Here is a 16,829-nt window from a genome sequence, read left to right on the forward strand (position 1 = left end):
AGCGTGACGCCACCGCCCGCCGCCCCGGCAGCGGGACGCCACCCCTCCGCCCCGCCGCCCCGACCGGAGGTCACCCCGTGTTGCGGAGGCCCGCCGCCACCCCGTTCACCGTCAGCAGCAGCGCCCGCCCCAGCAACGGATCCGGCTCCTCCCCCCGCTCGGCGGCCTCCCGCTGCCGCCCCAGCAGCGTCACCTGCAGATACGAGATCGGGTCGAGGTAGGCGTCGCGGACGCGGAACGTCTGCTGCAACACCGGGTTGGCCTCCAGCAGCTCGCTCTCCCCGGTGATGCGCAGCACCTCGCTGACCGTCAGCTCGTGCTCGGCCTCGATCGCGGCGAAGATGTGCTTCAGCTCGTCGGGCACGAGTGTGTCGACGTAGTGCCGGGCGATCCGCAGGTCGGTCTTGGCGAGCGTCATCTCGACGTTGGCCAGGAAGTTGCGGAAGAAGTGCCAGTGCTCGTACGCCTCCTCCACCACCGCGTCGAGCCCCGCCTCCCGCGCCGCCCGCAGCCCGGAGCCGACGCCGAACCACCCCGGCACGATCTGCCGCGACTGCGTCCAGCCGAAGACCCACGGGATCGCCCGGAGCCCGTCGAGCCCCGCGCCGGTGTCGGGGCGGCGGGAGGGCCGGGAGCCGAGGTGCAGGTCGGCGAGCTGGTCGACGGGGGTGGAGGCGAAGAAGTAGGCGGGGAGGTCGGGGTCGTCGACGAGGCGGCGGTAGGCGGCGTGGGCGGCGTCGGAGACGACGTCCATGGCGGCGTCCCAGCGGGTCAGCGCCTCCACCGACTGACGGGGCGCGGTGTGCAGGGCGGACGCCTGGAGGGTGGCGGCGACGGTGAGTTCGAGGTTCTCCCGGGCCAGGGACGGCACGAGGTACTTGTCGGAGATGACCTCGCCCTGCTCGGTGACCTTGATCTCGCCTTCGAGGGTGCCCCAGGGCTGGGCGAGGATCGCGTCGTGGGTGGGGCCGCCGCCGCGGCCGACGGTGCCGCCGCGGCCGTGGAAGAGGCGGAGCCGTACGCCGTGCCGGTGGGCGACGTCGCGCAGCCGGCGCTGGGCGCGGTGGATCTCCCACTGGGAGGTGGTGATGCCGCCGAACTTGGAGGAGTCGGAGTAGCCGAGCATGACCTCCTGCACGTCGCCGCGGAGCGAGACGAGGCGGCGGTAGGAGGGGTCGGAGAGCATGGCGTCGAGGAGGTCGTCGGCGATCCGCAGTTCGTCGGTGGTCTCCAGGAGCGGCACGATGCCGATCTTCGCCCAGCCGGCGTGCAGGTCGAGGAGCCCGGCCTCGCGGGCGAGGACGGCGGCGGCGAAGACGTCGTCGGCGCCCTGGCACATGGAGATGATGTACGACTCGATGACCTCGGGCCCGAAGGCGTCGATGGCCTTCTTGACCGTCTCGAAGACGCCGAGGGTCTTCGCCCCGGCGGCGTCGAGCGGCGCGGGGGTGGGGGCGAGGGGGCGGCGGGAGCGCAGCTCCCGGGCGAGGAGGCCGCGGCGGTAGTCGCGGGGCATGTCGAGGTAGCGCCAGGACTCCTCGCCGAGCCGGTCGAAGAGCTGGCCGAGGGCGTGGTGGTGGGCGTCGGCGTGTTCGCGTACGTCCATGGTGGCGAGCTGGAGGCCGAAGGCGGCGACGGTGCGGATGGTGCGCTCCAGCCGGCCGTCGGCGACGAGTGAGCCGCGGTGTTCGCGCAGCGAGGTCTGCACGAGGGTCAGCTCGTCGATGAGCTCCTGGGTGCCGAGGTAGTCGCGGCCGGGGACGTGGGCGCTGCCGTCGGCGAGGCGGCGGCGGGTGTTGAGGAGCTTCTGCCGGATGCAGGTGGCCTTGAGCCGGTAGGGCTCCTCGGCGTTGAGCCGCTTGTAGCGGGGGCTGATCTCGGGGAGCAGCTCCAGGTCGTGCCGGACGGACTCCAGCAGCTCGTCGGTGGCGCCGCCGTTGCGGATGGAGTTGGACAGGGCGGAGCGCAGGTCGTCGACGTGGCCGATGGCCTCGGTGATGCCGTGTTCGTGCTGGAGCAGGAGGACGTCCCAGGTGACCTGGGGGGTGACGTTGGGGTTGCCGTCGCGGTCGCCGCCGATCCAGGTGCCGAAGGTCAGCGGGCGGGTGCCGGGCGGCAGGACGGCGGCCTGGTCGACGCCGGCGCGCTCCAGCTCGGCGGCGAGGTCTTCGAGGACGTCGCCGACGGCGCCGCGGTTGAGCTCGTCGAGGTAGTAGATGGCGTTGCGGGCCTCGTCGGCGGGCTCGGGGCGGACGACGCGCAGCTCGTCGGTCTGCCAGATGAGGTCGATGTCCTCGGCGAGCCGGCGGTCGCAGCGGCGGCGGTCGGCGTCGGAGGTGCCCTCGTCGGCCTCCAGCAGCCGGGCGACGTCGCGGAGCTTGGTGAGGACGGAGCGGCGGGCGGCCTCGGTGGGGTGGGCGGTGAAGACGGGGCGTACGCCGAGGCTGGCGATGGTCTCGCGCAGGTGTTCGGGGTCGGCGTCCTTCAGCATGTCGGCGGTACGGGCCAGGCTGCCGCCCTCCGCCGCCCGGCGGGCCCGGAACTCGCGGCCGCGGTGCACCTGCTCGGTGACGTTGGCGAGGTGGAAGTAGGTGGAGAAGGCGCGGACGAGCCGGGCGGCGGTCTCCAGGTCGACGGTGCGCAGCAGCTCGGCGGCGGCGTCGCCGTCGGTGCGGGTGAGGGCGCGGACACGTTCGACGAGGTCGAGCAGCTCGGGCCCGTCCTGGCGGACGAGGGTCTCGCCGAGCAGGTCGCCGAGGCGGCGGATGTCGGCGCGCAGCTCGGCGTTGCCGGCGGCCGCGGCGCCCGGGTCGGGGCCGGCGACGGCTCCGGCGGGGCGGTGCGCGTGGGTGTCGGCACTGGTCACTGGTGCGGCTCCTTGGCGTGCGGCGCTGGTGTTTCCGCCCGCCGCGTGCGAGAGCGCGGCGGGCCGGGGTGCGGACCGCGCTGTCCGACGCCCCCACATTAGTAGGCCCTGCTTGCTGCCCGGGTGGGCGAAGCCCGCCGGGTCGCGGCATGGGAACCGGCGTCTGCGGGCACTCAACAGGTGTTCCTTCCACGCGGGCGCGGAAGTACGCCCGTGCGGACCGTGCCTCTTTCAGCCCGTAACTGAGGCATGCCATACTTACGCCAACGTAGGTTACGGGACCGTAGCCTCCGGTCGATGTTCTCCCGTCCCTATGTCCCCGTCCATGTTCCCCAGCCTCCGAGGGATGCCCATGCCGTCCACGCCCGATGTGATCGACGAGCAGCCACGCCCGGCCACGGTCCCCGCCGAGTCCGCGACGCTCGGCGGTGAGAGCAAGAGGTCGGTCGAGCAGATCACGCTGCTGGCCTTCATCGTGCTGCCGTTCGTCGCGCTGGTGGGGGCCATCCCGCTGGCCTGGGGCTGGGGGGTGAGCTGGCTCGACCTCGGGCTGATGGTGTTCATGTACTTCCTCGGCCTGCACGGGGTGACCGTCGGGTTCCACCGGTACTTCACGCACGGCTCGTTCAAGGCGAAGAAGCCGCTGCGGGTGGCGCTGGCGATCGCCGGGTCGATGGCGGTCGAGGGCCCGATCGTGCGCTGGGTCGCGGACCACCGCAGGCACCACAAGTTCTCCGACGCCGAGGGCGACCCGCACTCCCCCTGGCGGTTCGGCGAGACGGTTCCGGCGCTGATGAAGGGCCTGTGGTGGGCCCACATCGGCTGGATGTTCGACGAGGAGCAGACCCCGCAGAACAAGTACGCGCCGGATCTGATCAAGGACACCGCGGTCCGCCGGGTGTCGCGTCAGTTCGTGCTGTGGACGACGGTGTCGCTGGTGTTCCCGCCGCTGGTCGGCGGGCTGGTCACCTGGTCGTGGCAGGGGGCGCTGTCGGCGTTCTTCTGGGCGTCGCTGGTCCGGGTGGCGCTGCTGCACCACGTCACGTGGTCGATCAACTCGATCTGCCACGCGGTCGGCAAGCGCCCGTTCAAGTCCCGGGACCGCTCGGGGAACGTGTGGTGGCTGGCCGTCCTGTCCGGCGGCGAGTCCTGGCACAACCTGCACCACGCGGACCCGACCTGCGCGCGGCACGGCGTGATGAAGGGCCAGATCGACTCCAGCGCGCGGATCATCCGCTGGTTCGAGAAGCTGGGCTGGGCGTACGACGTGCGCTGGCCGAGCGAGTCCCGTATCGAGTCGAAGCGCAACAAGGACGACGACGCGGGCCGGGGCGCGGGCAAGGCCGCCGGCAAGGAGTCGGCCGGGGCCGCCGGGTCGGCCCGGCGTGAGGAGGCCGCCGCCGAAGCGGCATGATGGTGCCCGTGGCTACCGGCGGTAAGACCAGCGCGGGCAACAGCGGTGACGGCGGCGAGGGGAAGCCCCCGCGCCGGACCCGGCGGCGGATGACGGGCAAGGAGCGCCGCGAACAGCTCCTCGACGTGGGCCGCACGCTGTTCGCGGCGCGCGGCTTCGAGGCGACGTCCGTGGAGGAGATCGCGTCGAAGGCGGGCGTGTCCAAGCCGGTGGTGTACGAGCACTTCGGCGGCAAGGAGGGGCTGTACGCGGTCGTCGTGGACCGGGAGATGCGGCAGCTCCTCGACATGGTGGCGAGCGCGCTGACCGCGGGGCATCCGCGGGAGCTGCTGGAGCAGGCGGCGTTCGCGCTGCTGGACTACATCGACGAGTACACCGACGGCTTCCGCATCATGGTGCGGGACTCCCCGGTGGCCCAGTCGCACGGCTCGTTCGCCTCGCTGATCAGCGACATCGCCACCCAGGTGGAGGACATCCTGGGGCTGGAGTTCAAGTCGCGCGGGTTCGATCCGAAGCTGGCGCCGCTGTACGCGCAGGCGCTGGTGGGGATGGTGGCGCTGACCGGGCAGTGGTGGCTGGACGTGCGGAAGCCGAAGAAGGCGGAGGTCGCGGCGCATCTGGTGAACCTGGCCTGGCACGGCCTGGGCGACCTGGAGGCGAAGCCGCGGCTGATAGGCCACCGCCGGGCCTAGCGCGCGGTACGCGCCGAGGGGGCCGCCCGGCGGCGCCGGGCGGCGCCGGGTCGTCCGGTGGAGGTCCGGCGGCGGTCCGGACGCCCGCGGGGGCCGGGGCCACGCGCCGGTCCGGATGCCGCGCGGGTCCCGGGCCGGGGCCCGGGGGCGGCGGGGCCCCTACGCCGCCTGGAACTCCAGCCGGTTGCCGACCGGATCCGCGGTGTGGAAGCGCCGTACGCCCGGGATCTCGCCGTCGGCCCAGGTCACGTCGTGGCCGCGGGCGGCCAGCCGGCGGGCCAGCGCGTCGAGGTCGGTGACGATCAGCGCGGGGTGCGCCTTGCGGGCCGGGCGGAAGTCCTGCTCGACGCCGAGGTGCAGCACGACGGCGCCGGAGCGGAACCAGCAGCCGCCGCGGGCTGCGAGCACCGCCGGCTTGGGCTCCTCGGTCATGCCGAGCACGTCTCCGTAGAAGACGCGCAGCAGCTCCTCGCTCCCGGCGGGGACGGCGAGCTGAACGTGGTCGATTCCGGTGATCACGGGGCGACTCCCAGCGCGAAGATGCGGCGGAACGGGAACGGGGTGCCGTGCGGGCCCGGCGGGTAGGCGGTGCGCAGCAGGGCGGCGTAGGCGGTGACGAAGGCGTCGGCCGCGTCGCCGAGGGCGTCGAGGACGGGCCGCAGGCCGGTGCCGGTCACCCAGTCCAGCACCGGGTCGGCGCCGTGCAGGAGGTGGGTGTACGTGGTCTCCCAGGCGTCGGCCGCGCAGCCGAGGTCGTAGAGCAGCTCCAGGTACGCGACGGGTTGCAGGACCGGCCGGTCGGGCAGCACGCCGTCGAGCCGGTCGCGCCAGCGCGGGTCGCGGGTGAGCTGCCGCATCAGGGCGTGGCTGGGGGCGTCGAAGTTGCCGGGGACCTGGAAGGCGAAGGTGCCGCCGGGGGCGAGGCCGGCGAGCCAGCGGGGAAAGTGCTCCCAGTGGTCGGGCACCCACTGGAGCACGGCGTTGCCGAAGATCAGGTCGTACGTTCCGGGCTCCGGCGTCCAGTCGGCGAGGTCGGCGGGCGCGAAGTCGATCCGGCCCCCGCCGGGCGTGGGGCCGGCGTGCGCGGCGGCGGCGCGGAGCATGTCGGGCGAGCTGTCGTACCCGGTGAGGTGGGCGTCGGGCCAGCGGGCGGCGAGCAGCGCGGTGCCGTTGCCGGTGCCGCATCCGATGTCGGCGATCCGGGCGGGCCGGCGCGGCGGGTCGCCGACGCGGGCGAGAAGGTCCGTGAGCGGACGGGTGCGGGCTCCCTCGTGGCGCAGGTACTGCCGCGGGTCCCAGGAGGGTGAGGTCATGGTGTCAGCGTTCCGCCCATGTATCTCGATGTCAAGAGACTTCATGTCGACAGACCAACTACACTGATCGCATGCGGGACGAGGTGGACCGGCTGGTCGCGGCGTGGCGCCGGGAGCGCCCCGACCTCGACGTGGAGCCGCTGGAGGTGCTGAGCCGGGTGAGCCGGCTGGCCCGCCACCTGGACCGGGCGCGGCGGCTGGCCTTCGCGGAACACGGCCTGGAGGGCTGGGAGTTCGACGTCCTCACCGCGCTGCGCCGGGCCGGCGACCCGTACCAGCTCTCCCCCGGCCAGCTCCTCACCCAGACCCTCGTGACCTCCGGGACCATGACCAACCGCATCGACCGGCTGGCGAAGAAGGACCTGGTCGAGCGGCTGCCGGACCCCAGCGACCGGCGCGGGGTCCTCGTACGGCTCACCGCGGAGGGCCGGGAGCGCGCGGACGCGGCGCTGGCGGCGCTGCTGGCGCAGGAGCGGGCGATCCTGGCGGAGCTGCCGACGGAGCGGCGCCGGGAGCTGGCGGCGCTGCTGCGGCAGCTGACGGCGCCGTTCGACAACGTCCCGTAGCGGGCCGCCCGGCGCGGACGCGCCGCGTCAGCGCGCGCGGAGTTCGGCCGCGGCGGAGGACGCGAGGTCCTCGGCCATCTCGCAGAGTTTCTCCGTGGGCGGGCGCCCGCCGACGTCCAGCCGCACCATCTCGGCGGCGGTCTCGGCGCCCTGGCCGCTGTACCTGCGGTACTCGACGAAGGCGGAGCACGTGGCGCCGTCGTCGTCCGGCTCCACCACGGTGCGGTACCCGCTCGGCCGGACGGTGGTGACGGCGTCCTCCCCGGACTTGGGCTGGTCGCGGAAGAAGGCGATCTTCACGTCCAGGCCGCCGTCGTCGTTCGCCCACTCGCAGCTCCAGTTGGCGACGCCGGTGCTCGGGACGTCGTCCTTGAGGCCGGACACGGCCGACAGCGCCCGGGCGTCCAGCAGCCGGCAGGCGTCCGCCCAGGCGAGCGACCTGCTCGGGTAGGCCGGCTGGCGGCGTGGGAGCGGGCCCCGGTCGAGGACCTCGGCCGCGCTCTCCGCGGCCCGGTCCGCGACCGTGCACAGGGTCGCGGCGCCGCCGACGACGGTGCCCTTGCCCATGTTGACCCGTACGCCCACGAGCCCGCCCCCGGTGGCGGTGTCGGACGACAGCAGCAGCGTGCACTCGTCACTCTCCGGCTCCTCCCGGTGGATGTCGATCCTCCCGATGGTGCGGGAGGGCTCGGCGCCCTCGGGCGGGGTGCCCTCCCGCAGGCTGAGCGACACGTCGATCCGGGTCTCCTCGTCGATCTCCAGCAGGACGTCGCACTGGTCGAAGTTCCCGTAGTCCACGTCCACGCGGACGTCCTCCGCGCCGAACTGACCGAAGGCGGCGGGGTCCGCCATGGCGCACACGTCGGCCGTGTGCGGATCGGCGATCAGCGCGTTCGACGCGCTCTTCGCGTCGTCTCCCCGCGGGGTGCTCCCGGCGTCGTCGTGGCCGGGGACGACGAGGAACGCCAGGGCCAGCAGCGCGACGGCGCCGAGAGCGGCGGCGGCCAGCGGCAGCCGCCACCGCCGGCGCGGGGCGCCGGTGCCGGTCGTGGCGGTGCCCCCCGCGGGGCCGCCCCCCGGGGCCGTGTCCCCCGCGGCCGTACCGCCCGGAGCCGTGTCTTGCGGGACCGTGTCTTCCAGGATCGTGTCTCCCGGGACCGTGTCTGCCGCGGCCGTGCCGCCCGCGGCACCGGCCTCGGGGGCGGCGTCCCCGGAGGTTCCCTGCCCGGGCGCGGCCACGGCCGCCAGGAGCCGCCCGGCCTCGGCGGCGTCGGGGCGTTGCCGGAAGTCGCGTCGCAGCATGGCGGCGAGCACGGGAGCAAGCAGCCCCACGGCGGGGTCCAGCTCGACGACACCCCGCTCCGCCTTCCAGTACCTCAGCCACTCGCCCTGCTCGCCGGCGTCCTCCGGGTCGGCCTCGTCCCCCGTCCCGGCGGAGACGGCGTCCGCACGGCACGTGCCCCCGCGCGGCGGCGCCCCGGTGACCAGCGCGTGAAGGGTCGCGGCCAGGCAGAACACATCCGAGGCCGGCTGCGGGTGGTTGCCCCGGGCCACCTCGGGGGCGGCGTAGTCCGGGGTGTAGCTGACGGGCCCTTCGAGAGTGATCGTCTCGGTGCCGCCGGTCCGGTGGACGGCCCCGAAGTCGAGCAACTTCGCGTCCCCCTGCCGGGTGAGACCGATGTTGGCGGGCTTGACGTCGCAGTGGACGATGCCCGCCTCATGTAACGCCGCCAGCGCGGCCGCGAGCTGCGCGCCGATACGGGCCGCCTGCTCGGGGGAGAACCTCGGCCTCCGGTCGAGGCCGCCGCCCGGCACGTACTCCATGACGAACCAGAAGGCCCGCGCCCCGGACTCGTCCGGCTCCGCGGGCACGACGTCGAACAGCGTCACGACGTGGGGGTGGTCACGGAACTTGGCCATGGCACGCGGCTCGCCCAGCAGTTGCCGCACCGCGGTCCCGCCGGGACCGCCCGCCCGCTCCGGCTTCAGCGCGACGTCCTGGCCCAGCACCGTGTCCGCGGCCCGCCACACGTCCCCGCCCCGCCCCGTGCCGAGCACCTCCTTGAGCACGTAGCGCTCGGCGAAAATGTCCCCGGAACGCACGAGTCTCCCCTCGGTCGAGTTGTCCCTGACGGCCGGAGCCGCGCACGCCTCGGTCCAGCCTACTGAGGGCTACGGGCCCGGTACGGGCCGTATGGAGGGTGTACCCAGAGTCTTCACAAATCGCGCCTCGGCCGGGCCGGTACGCGCCGGGGACAGCACGGCCGGCCGGACACGCGGCGGGCGGGCGGGCGGACCGCTTCCGCACCCGCCGCGGCGCTAGCCGCCCACCCGGGCCGGCTCGCCCAGGTCCACCGGGCCCACGCCCGCGCGGCGGGCGAGCGCGACGGCGGCCAGCGTCGAGTGCACCCCGAGCTTGCCCAGCACGTTCTGCATGTGCGTACGGACCGTGTGCGGCGACAGGTACAGCCGCTCGGCGACCGCCTTGCGGCCCAGGCCCGCGACCATGCAGCGCAGCACCTCGTGCTCCCGCGGGGTCAGCGACTCGACCAGCTGCTCGCTCTCCGTACGGTGCTCCCGGGCCGCCGTCAGCTCCCGCAGCACGCCGGTGAGCAGCGCGGGAGGCAGATGGGTCTCGCCGCGGAGCACACCGCGGATCACCGCCAGCAGCCGGGACAGCGAGCTGTCCTTGGCGACCCAGCCGAAGGCCCCGGCCTGGAGCGCCGCCGCCGCGCGCGCGGGGTCGTCGCGGGCGGCGAGGACCACCGTGCGCGTCTGCGGGTGCGCCGCGCGGACGCGCGCGGTGAGCGATACCCCGCCCGGCCCGCCGGGCACCGGCGCACCGGGCGCCGCCGCGGCGGGCGACGCGCCGTTCCCCGCGACGGCTTGCGCGGGCGCGGGCGCCGGCACCGCGGGCGCCTCGCGGTCGAGGTCGGCGTCGACCAGGAACACGTCGAACCGGCGGCCCTCCGCGGCGGCCCGCTCCAGCGAGCGCAGCGCCGCGTGACCGCTGCCGGCCGGCAGCACGTCGACATCCGGCTCGGCCGCCAGCGCCGCGGCCAGCGACTCGGCGAACACGCGGTGGGCATCGGCCACCAGGACCCGGATCCGAACCACGGACACCCCCATGTCACGGACGACCAGAACTCGCGGAATACGGCGCACAAAGCGGGAAGCACAAGCATGAGCTGCGGCCGCCGCCGCGTCCCATAGCTACCCCGCCCCGTGCGCCGTACCCACGACTCTCGTCCCCTGAACGGCACCGGCCCCCACCGGTGCTGCCCCCACAGCGTAGGGCGCGGGACCGACAAGGGAAGCCCAACGGCGAACTTTCCGTGGCGAGTTCGCCACGCGGCGTAGAAACCGGCCGGATAGGGGCCCGTTCCGGATGGATTCCGGAGTTCCGGCGGGCACGGGGGCGGTAAGGCTGTACGTTGCCGGGGCAGTGGACCCCGGGGGAGGGCGTGATGGCCGTTCGGCTGATCGTGGTCGACGAGCACCGCCTGCTCGCCGAGGCTCTGGCGTCCGCGCTCAGGCTGCGCGGGCACCGGGTGCTGGCCGCGGCCGCACCCACGGCGGGCGCCGCGGAGCTGGTGGTGAGCAGAGGGCCTGAGGTGTGCCTGCTGGGCACGGCGGCGCCGGCCGCGCCCGGGGCGTTCGACCCGGTGCTGCGGATCAAGCGGGAGCGGCCGCAGATTGCGGTGGTGGTGCTCGGCCCGGTGCCGAACCCGCGCGGCATCGCGGCGGCGTTCGCCGCGGGCGCCTCCGGTTACGTACGGCACGACGAGCGCATCGAGGGCGTGGAGCGGGCGCTGGTCAAGGCGCGGGCCGGGGAGGCGGCGGTGGCGCCGCAGCTGCTGCAGAGTGCGTTCACGGAGCTGCTCAACCCGGCGGCGGAGCCGGACGACGAGGGCGCCCGGCTGCTTCAGCTGCTCACCCCGCGGGAGGTCGAGGTGCTGGTGCGGGTGGCGGAGGGCGAGGACACGCGGCTGATCGCGGAAGGGATGCGAATAGCGGCGAGCACGGCCCGTACGCACGTGCAGCGGGTGCTGATGAAGCTCGGGGTGGGTTCGCGGCTCGAAGCCGCGGCGCTGGCGGCCCGTACGGGGCTGCTGGACCGCGCCGCCGCCCGCCCGGCGGCGGACGGCGACGGCACGGGGTAGGCCCGGACGACCGCCCGTACGGCGCACGCGTCCACGCGCGCGTACGCGTCAGTGGCCCTCCGGCCCGTCCCCTCCCCGCATCGCCTCCGCCAGCTCCTCCGCCGACGGCGGGTGCATCGGCCGCAGCAGCTGCCACGCCAGGAAGAACAGCCCGAGCGCCAGCATCCCGAGCCCCGTCCACAGGTTGATGCGCACGTCCTCCGCCTTCGCGATCTCCGCGCCGGAGTCGAAGGCGCCGACGATCACGAGGATCACGCCGTACACGACGAACAGCCCGCCGATCAGCCGCCGTACGTCGAACAGCCTGCTGGCCGTCGCCGACTTCCGCTCCAGCTCCTCGACCGTCTGCGCCAGCTCGCCGGTGTCCGGCACGCCGTGGTCCGGGCCCCCGTGGCCCGGACCGCCGTGGCCCGGGCCGTCCGGGCGCCGGTTGCTCTCGCTCATGGTGCGCTCCTAGAAGGAGAAGGGGATGTAGCAGGCGGCGGCCAGGACGATCGCGCCCCAGCCCAGCAGGGCCGGGCTGCGGTACCAGGCGTCGTCCCCCTCCGCCGGGGGCTCGGACATGCCCGGGGAGCGGGTGCCGTAGACGAGGCCCGCGAGCTGCTCGGCGGGCTTGGGGGAGGTGAACGCGGTGACGATCACCATCGCGGCCGCGCCGGCGACGAAGCCGACGATCGCCGAGACGAAGTTGGCGCCCTGGTCGGTGGGGATGCTGATGACCTCCTGCTTGTAGATCCAGAAGTAGTTGAGCATCGCGGCGACCGTGCCGACGAGCAGCCCCCAGAAGCCGGACTTCACGGACGTGCGCTTCCAGAACATGCCGATGATGAAGACGACGAACATCGGCACGTTGAAGAAGGAGAAGAGCGTCTGCAGATAGCTCATGATGTTGCTGAAGCTGGACGCGATGAACGCCGTGCCGACGCTCGCCGCCACGCCGATCACGGTGATGATCCGCCCGAAGCGCAGGTAGTACGCGTCGGTCTGGCCGCGCTTGACGTAGGGCTCCCAGATGTCGGTGGTGAACACGGTGTTGAACGAGGAGACGTTCGCCGCCATACCGGCCATGAACGCCGCCAGCAGCCCGGTGACGGCGACGCCCAGGACGCCGTTGGGCAGCAGCTGCTCCATGAGGTACGGGATCGAGTCGTTGTACGTCAGGTCCGAGCCGGACGTGCCGATCTTCGGCACGAGGGCGGCCGCGGCCAGCCCGGGGATCATCACCAGGAAGACGATGAAGACCTTCGGGTACGCGCCGATGAGCGGCGTGCGCTTGGCGGCGGAGAGGTTCCTGGCGGACAGCGCGCGCTGCACCTCGGCGAAGTTGGTGGTCCAGTAGCCGAAGCTGAGGACGAAGCCGAGGCCGAGGACGATGGTCAGCCAGTTGGCGCCCAGCGGGTTGTCGCTGCCGATGCCGGTGCCGCCCCAGGCGGTCACGAAGTCGCCGCCGCGGGACTCGGTGAGGGTGTCGCTGAGGCCGTCCCAGCCGCCGACGCGCTTGAGCGCGAGGATCGTCAGCGGCAGCAGGGCCGCGATGATGACGAAGAACTGCAGCACCTCGTTGTAGACCGCGGAGGACAGCCCGCCGAGGGTGATGTACACGAGCACGACGGCGGCGGAGATGACGATGGCGACCCACTCCGGCCAGCCGAGGAGCGCCTCGACGACGATGGCCATGGCGTAGAGGTTGACGCCGGCGATGAGCACGGCGGCGAAGGAGAAGAGCACCGAGCTGAGCAGGTGGGCACCGCGGTCGTAGCGGTGCAGCAGGAACTCCGGCACCGAGCGGACCTTCGAGCCGTAGTAGAAGGGCATCATCACCAGGCCGAGGAAGACCATGGCCGGGATGGCGCCGATCCAGTACCAGTGGGTGGTGTAGACGCCGTACTGGGCGCTGTTGGCGGCCATGCCGAGGATCTCGGTGGCACCGAGGTTGGCGGAGATGAACGCCAGGCCGGTGATCCAGGCGGGCATGGAGCGCCCGGAGAGGAAGAAGTCGAGGCTGGTCTTGACGCTTCGCCGGGCCAGGAACCCGATGCCGAGCACGACGACGAAGTACAGGGCCATGATCACGTAGTCGAGGGCGTTGGTGTCGAGCCGCAGCTCTGCCGCGAGTGGGTGCATGGGTTCAGGTCCGCTTCATTGCGCGGTGGCGTTGGATTCCGAATGCTTCTGTGGGGACTGTTCTGTTGCCTGCTGGATACCGCACCCAGAATGTCCGATAAGGGAAAATTTGGCGGGACCGACGCTCCGGCGTTGACTCCCCTGTTGGCTTGTGGTTCATTGTGTTCGATTGTGTTTGGGCAGCGACCGGACCGTGACGACCGGCAGGCAGGGCAGGCCAGGGCCGAGGAAGAGGCTCCAGTGAAGAAGACGCACACGCAGCTCGCGGACGGGCGCGAGCTGATCTACTTCGACGCGCGTGACGACGCCGTCCGGGACGCGGCCGACCGCCGCCCCCTGGAGCCGACACGCACCGCGTCGGAGGCGCGCTTCGACCCGCTGCGCGGCGAGTGGGTGGTCGTCGCCTCGCACCGCCAGGGCCGCACGTACCACCCGCCCGCCGACGAGTGCCCCCTGTGCCCCTCGCGGAACGGACGGCACACCGAGATCCCCGCCGACGACTACGACGTCGCCGTCTTCGAGAACCGCTTCCCCTCACTGACCGGCGGGCCCGGCCCGGCGACCGGCGAGCCGCCGTTCACCCGCGCCCCCGGCGCGGGGCGCTGCGAGGTCGTCTGCTTCACCTCCGACCACGACGCCTCCTTCGCCGACCTCTCCCCCGCCGGGGCGGCGCTGGTGCTGGAGGCGTGGACCGACCGCTCCGCGGAACTGGCCGAACTCCCCGGCGTGGAGCAGGTCTTCTGCTTCGAGAACCGCGGCAGGGAGATCGGCGTCACCCTCGGCCACCCGCACGGCCAGATCTACGCCTACCCGTACGTCACCCCGCGCACCGCCCAGATGATGCGCTGCGTGGCGGACCACCGGGCGAAGACGGGCGAGAACCTCTTCGACACCGTGGTCCGCGCGGAGGCGGCGGCCGGGACGCGGGTGGTGCTGGAGAGGGCGCACTGGGTGGCCTTCGTGCCGTACGCGGCGCACTGGCCGTACGAGGTGCACCTCTACCCGCGCCGGCGGGTGCCGGACCTGCCGGCGCTGGACGACGCGGCGCGGGCGGAGTTCCCGGAGGTGTATCTCGAACTGCTGCGCAGATTCGACCGTATCTTCGGGCCGGACGAGCCGCCGACGCCGTACATCTCGGCGTGGCACCAGGCGCCCGTGCGGGCGGCGGGGCGCGATGACTACGCTCTGCACCTGGAGCTGTTCACGATTCGGCGGAGCCCGGGGAAGTTGAAGTACCTGGCGGGTTCGGAGTCCGCGATGGACGCCTTTGTCACGGATGTGCCGCCGGAGCGGGCGGCCGAACGACTGCGAGAGGTAGCGAGCGCGTGATGTCTGCCGACGGCACCCCGGCCCGCCCCGCGACGGACATCCCGGCGGCCGACATCCCGACGACCGACGCCCCGACGACCGACACGCCGCCCGAGCAGGCGGCCGAACGACTGCGAGAGGTAGCGAGCGCGTGAGTGAGAACGCGGCCCCGGGCGGCCGGAGGTATCTCGTGACCGGCGGGGCCGGGTACGTGGGGAGCGTCGTCGCGGCGCACCTGCTGGCGGCCGGGCACCGGGTGACGGTGGTCGACGACCTGACGACCGGGTTCCGCGACGGGGTGCCGGAGGGCGCCGAGTTCATCGAGGACCGGATCCAGCACGCCGCGAAGTGGCTGGACTCCTCGTACGACGGCGTGCTGCACTTCGCCGCCTCGTCGCAGGTCGGCGAGTCCGTCGCGCACCCCGAGAAGTACTGGCGCAACAACGTCGGCGGCACCCTGGAGCTGCTCGCCGCGATGCGCGACGCGGGAGTACGGCGGCTGGTGTTCTCCTCCACCGCCGCCACCTACGGCGAGCCGCAGTCCGTGCCGATCACCGAGGACGCCGTCACCGCGCCGACCAACCCGTACGGGGCCTCCAAGCTCGCCGTCGACCAGATGATCGGCGGCGAGTGCCACGCCCACGGCCTCGCCGCCGCGTCGCTGCGCTACTTCAACGTCGCCGGCGCGTACTTCCCGCCGGCCGGCGGCGGCCCGTACGGCGAGCGCCACGACCCCGAGTCGCACCTCATCCCGCTGGTGCTCCAGGTGGCCCTGGGCCGGCGCGAGTCGATCTCCGTCTTCGGCGACGACTACCCGACCCCGGACGGCACCTGCATCCGCGACTACATCCACGTCGCCGACCTCGCCGAGGCGCACCTCCTCGCGCTCGACGCCGTACGCCCCGGCGAGCACCGCATCTGCAACCTCGGCAACGGCGCGGGCTTCTCCGTGCGCGAGGTCGTCGAGACGGTGCGCCGGGTGACGGGGCACGCCGTGCCCGAGGTGGTCGCGCCGCGGCGGGCGGGGGACCCGGCGGTGCTGGTGGCGTCGGCGGAGGCCGCGAAGGAGCAGCTGGGCTGGCGGCCGTCGCGTACGGACCTGGACGGGATCGTGTCCGACGCCTGGGACTTCGCACAGCGGGTCACGGGCGCGGGGGAAGGCGGAGGGGACCGATGACGGCTGGAGAGACGGCGGAGACGCGGACGGCTGCGGGTGCGGGCGCGGAGGCGACCGCCGTGGCGGAGACCGCCGCGGCGTTCGCCGAGCTGTACGGGGAGCAGCCCGCCGGGGTCTGGGCGGCACCCGGCCGCGTCAACCTCATTGGCGAGCACACCGACTACAACGACGGCTTCGTCATGCCGCTCGCCCTCCCGCACACCACCCTCGCCGCCGCCCGCCGCCGCGACGACGGCGTGCTGCGGCTGCACTCCGGCGACGCCGGCTCCCGCCTCGTGGAACTGAACGTCGACGGCATCGACCCCCTGACAGTCGGCGGCGACCGCGGCGGCTGGGCCGCGTACCCGACGGGCGTGGTGTGGGCGCTGCGCCGCATGGCCGACGGCTTCGCGGACTTCCGCGGCGCCGACATCCACTACGAGAGCACGGTCCCCACGGGCGCCGGGTTGTCCTCGTCGGCGGCGCTGGAGGTGTCCACGGCGCTGGCGCTCAGCGACCTGTGCGGCCTGGGTCTCGACCCCGTGGGGCTGGCGAAGGTCAGCCAGCACGCCGAGAACGACTTCGTCGGCGTGCCCAGCGGGATCATGGACCAGATGGCCTCCGCCTGCTGCACCGCTGGCCACGTGCTCTACCTCGACACCCGGGACCTCACCCAGCGCGCCGTGCCCTTCGACCTGGCCGCCGAGGGGCTCACCCTGCTCGTCGTCGACACCCAGGTCAAACACGCCCTGGGCGACGGCGAGTACGCGCGGCGGCGCGCCGGCTGCGAGGCGGCGGCCCGGGCGCTGGACGTACCGGCGCTGCGGGACGTGCCGTACGCGGAGCTGGACGCCGCGCTGACCCGGTTGCCGGACCCCGCGCTGCGTCCGCTCGTACGGCACGTCGTCACCGAGGACCGGCGCGTCGAGGAGTGCATCACGCTGCTCGACGCCGGCCGCACCCGCGACATCGGCCCGGTCCTGCTCGCCGGACACGCCTCGCTGCGCGACGACTTCCGCGTCTCCTGCCGCGAACTCGACGTGGTCGTCGAGTCGTCGGTCGCCGCGGGCGCGCTCGGCGCGCGGATGACCGGCGGCGGCTTCGGCGGCTCGGCGATCGTGCTGGCCGAGACGGACGCGGTCGACACGGTCACCAAGGCGGTCGAGTCGGCGTTCGCCGCGGCGGACTTCCGCCCCCCGCGCACCTTCGCGGCGGTACCGGGCGCGG

At 73.5% G+C, this 16,829-nt stretch carries 15 protein-coding genes; 8 read left to right on the top strand and 7 right to left on the bottom strand.

What is annotated here, in order from left to right:
• Positions 1-70: 70 nt before the first annotated feature.
• Positions 71-2,866 (bottom strand): phosphoenolpyruvate carboxylase, encoded by a 2,796-nt coding sequence (gene ppc / locus ACHZ99_RS31680; protein ID WP_420308279.1) that lies wholly within the window; start codon positions 2,864-2,866, stop codon positions 71-73.
• A gap of 352 nt (positions 2,867-3,218) precedes the next feature.
• On the opposite strand from ppc, the gene ACHZ99_RS31685 reads away from it, so the two are divergent.
• Together ACHZ99_RS31685 and ACHZ99_RS31690 are read left to right on the top strand one after the other, a co-directional pair.
• Positions 3,219-4,280: an acyl-CoA desaturase gene (locus ACHZ99_RS31685; protein ID WP_420308280.1), complete on the top strand. Its 1,062-nt coding sequence runs from the start codon at positions 3,219-3,221 to the stop codon at positions 4,278-4,280.
• Complete coding sequence (locus tag ACHZ99_RS31690) at positions 4,280-4,972, top strand: TetR family transcriptional regulator (protein ID WP_420308281.1); 693 nt, start codon at positions 4,280-4,282, stop codon at positions 4,970-4,972. Before ACHZ99_RS31685 ends, ACHZ99_RS31690 begins: the two co-directional genes overlap by 1 nt.
• A gap of 159 nt (positions 4,973-5,131) precedes the next feature.
• Here the strand turns inward: ACHZ99_RS31690 and ACHZ99_RS31695 are convergent, their stop codons facing one another.
• The gene (locus tag ACHZ99_RS31695; protein ID WP_420308282.1) at positions 5,132-5,491 is read right to left on the bottom strand and encodes a VOC family protein; all 360 of its coding nucleotides are present in this window, start codon (positions 5,489-5,491) and stop codon (positions 5,132-5,134) included.
• Complete coding sequence (locus ACHZ99_RS31700) at positions 5,488-6,285, bottom strand: trans-aconitate 2-methyltransferase (RefSeq protein ID WP_420308283.1); 798 nt, start codon at positions 6,283-6,285, stop codon at positions 5,488-5,490. Before ACHZ99_RS31700 ends, ACHZ99_RS31695 begins: the two co-directional genes overlap by 4 nt.
• A 71-nt stretch (positions 6,286-6,356) precedes the next feature.
• Here ACHZ99_RS31700 and ACHZ99_RS31705 point away from each other — a divergent pair, with 71 nt between their 5' ends.
• Positions 6,357-6,851 (top strand): MarR family winged helix-turn-helix transcriptional regulator, encoded by a 495-nt coding sequence (locus ACHZ99_RS31705; RefSeq protein ID WP_420308284.1) that lies wholly within the window; start codon positions 6,357-6,359, stop codon positions 6,849-6,851.
• Positions 6,852-6,878: 27 nt separating this feature from the next.
• On the opposite strand, the gene ACHZ99_RS31710 is transcribed toward ACHZ99_RS31705, so the two are convergent.
• Both ACHZ99_RS31710 and ACHZ99_RS31715 read right to left on the bottom strand, forming a co-directional pair.
• Positions 6,879-8,954 (bottom strand): serine/threonine-protein kinase, encoded by a 2,076-nt coding sequence (locus ACHZ99_RS31710; RefSeq protein ID WP_420308285.1) that lies wholly within the window; start codon positions 8,952-8,954, stop codon positions 6,879-6,881.
• Between the two features lie 216 nt (positions 8,955-9,170).
• Entirely contained in the window at positions 9,171-9,968 is a 798-nt protein-coding gene (locus tag ACHZ99_RS31715) for a LuxR C-terminal-related transcriptional regulator (RefSeq protein WP_420308286.1), read from the bottom strand.
• A 350-nt stretch (positions 9,969-10,318) separates the two neighbouring features.
• Between ACHZ99_RS31715 and ACHZ99_RS31720 the strand changes: the two genes are divergently transcribed.
• Entirely contained in the window at positions 10,319-11,014 is a 696-nt protein-coding gene (locus tag ACHZ99_RS31720; protein WP_420308287.1) for a response regulator transcription factor, read from the top strand.
• 48 nt (positions 11,015-11,062) lie between these two features.
• On the opposite strand, the gene ACHZ99_RS31725 is transcribed toward ACHZ99_RS31720, so the two are convergent.
• On the bottom strand, positions 11,063-11,458 hold the full coding sequence (locus ACHZ99_RS31725; RefSeq protein ID WP_420308288.1) for a hypothetical protein: 396 nt from the start codon (positions 11,456-11,458) through the stop codon (positions 11,063-11,065).
• A gap of 9 nt (positions 11,459-11,467) precedes the next feature.
• Positions 11,468-13,138 carry a sodium:solute symporter family protein gene (locus ACHZ99_RS31730; RefSeq protein WP_420308289.1) on the bottom strand — a complete coding sequence of 557 codons (1,671 nt, stop codon included), beginning with the start codon at positions 13,136-13,138 and terminating at the stop codon, positions 11,468-11,470.
• Between the two features lie 240 nt (positions 13,139-13,378).
• On the opposite strand from ACHZ99_RS31730, the gene galT reads away from it, so the two are divergent.
• From galT to galK, 4 genes are all read left to right on the top strand, one after another.
• Positions 13,379-14,467, top strand: a complete 1,089-nt coding sequence (gene galT, locus ACHZ99_RS31735) for a galactose-1-phosphate uridylyltransferase (protein WP_420308290.1) — start codon at positions 13,379-13,381, stop codon at positions 14,465-14,467.
• Positions 14,467-14,601, top strand: a complete 135-nt coding sequence (locus tag ACHZ99_RS31740; RefSeq protein ID WP_420308291.1) for a hypothetical protein — start codon at positions 14,467-14,469, stop codon at positions 14,599-14,601. The genes galT and ACHZ99_RS31740 overlap by 1 nt, the downstream gene beginning before the upstream one ends.
• Entirely contained in the window at positions 14,598-15,623 is a 1,026-nt protein-coding gene (galE, locus tag ACHZ99_RS31745; protein WP_420308292.1) for a UDP-glucose 4-epimerase GalE, read from the top strand. The genes ACHZ99_RS31740 and galE overlap by 4 nt, the downstream gene beginning before the upstream one ends.
• Positions 15,620-16,829, top strand: a 1,210-nt coding sequence (gene galK / locus ACHZ99_RS31750; RefSeq protein WP_420308293.1) for a galactokinase, incomplete at its 3' end; no start/stop codon positions are given. The genes galE and galK, both read left to right, overlap by 4 nt.

Source organism: Streptomyces sp. MAR4 CNX-425 (assembly GCF_048656465.1).
Lineage (GTDB): Bacteria > Actinomycetota > Actinomycetes > Streptomycetales > Streptomycetaceae > Streptomyces.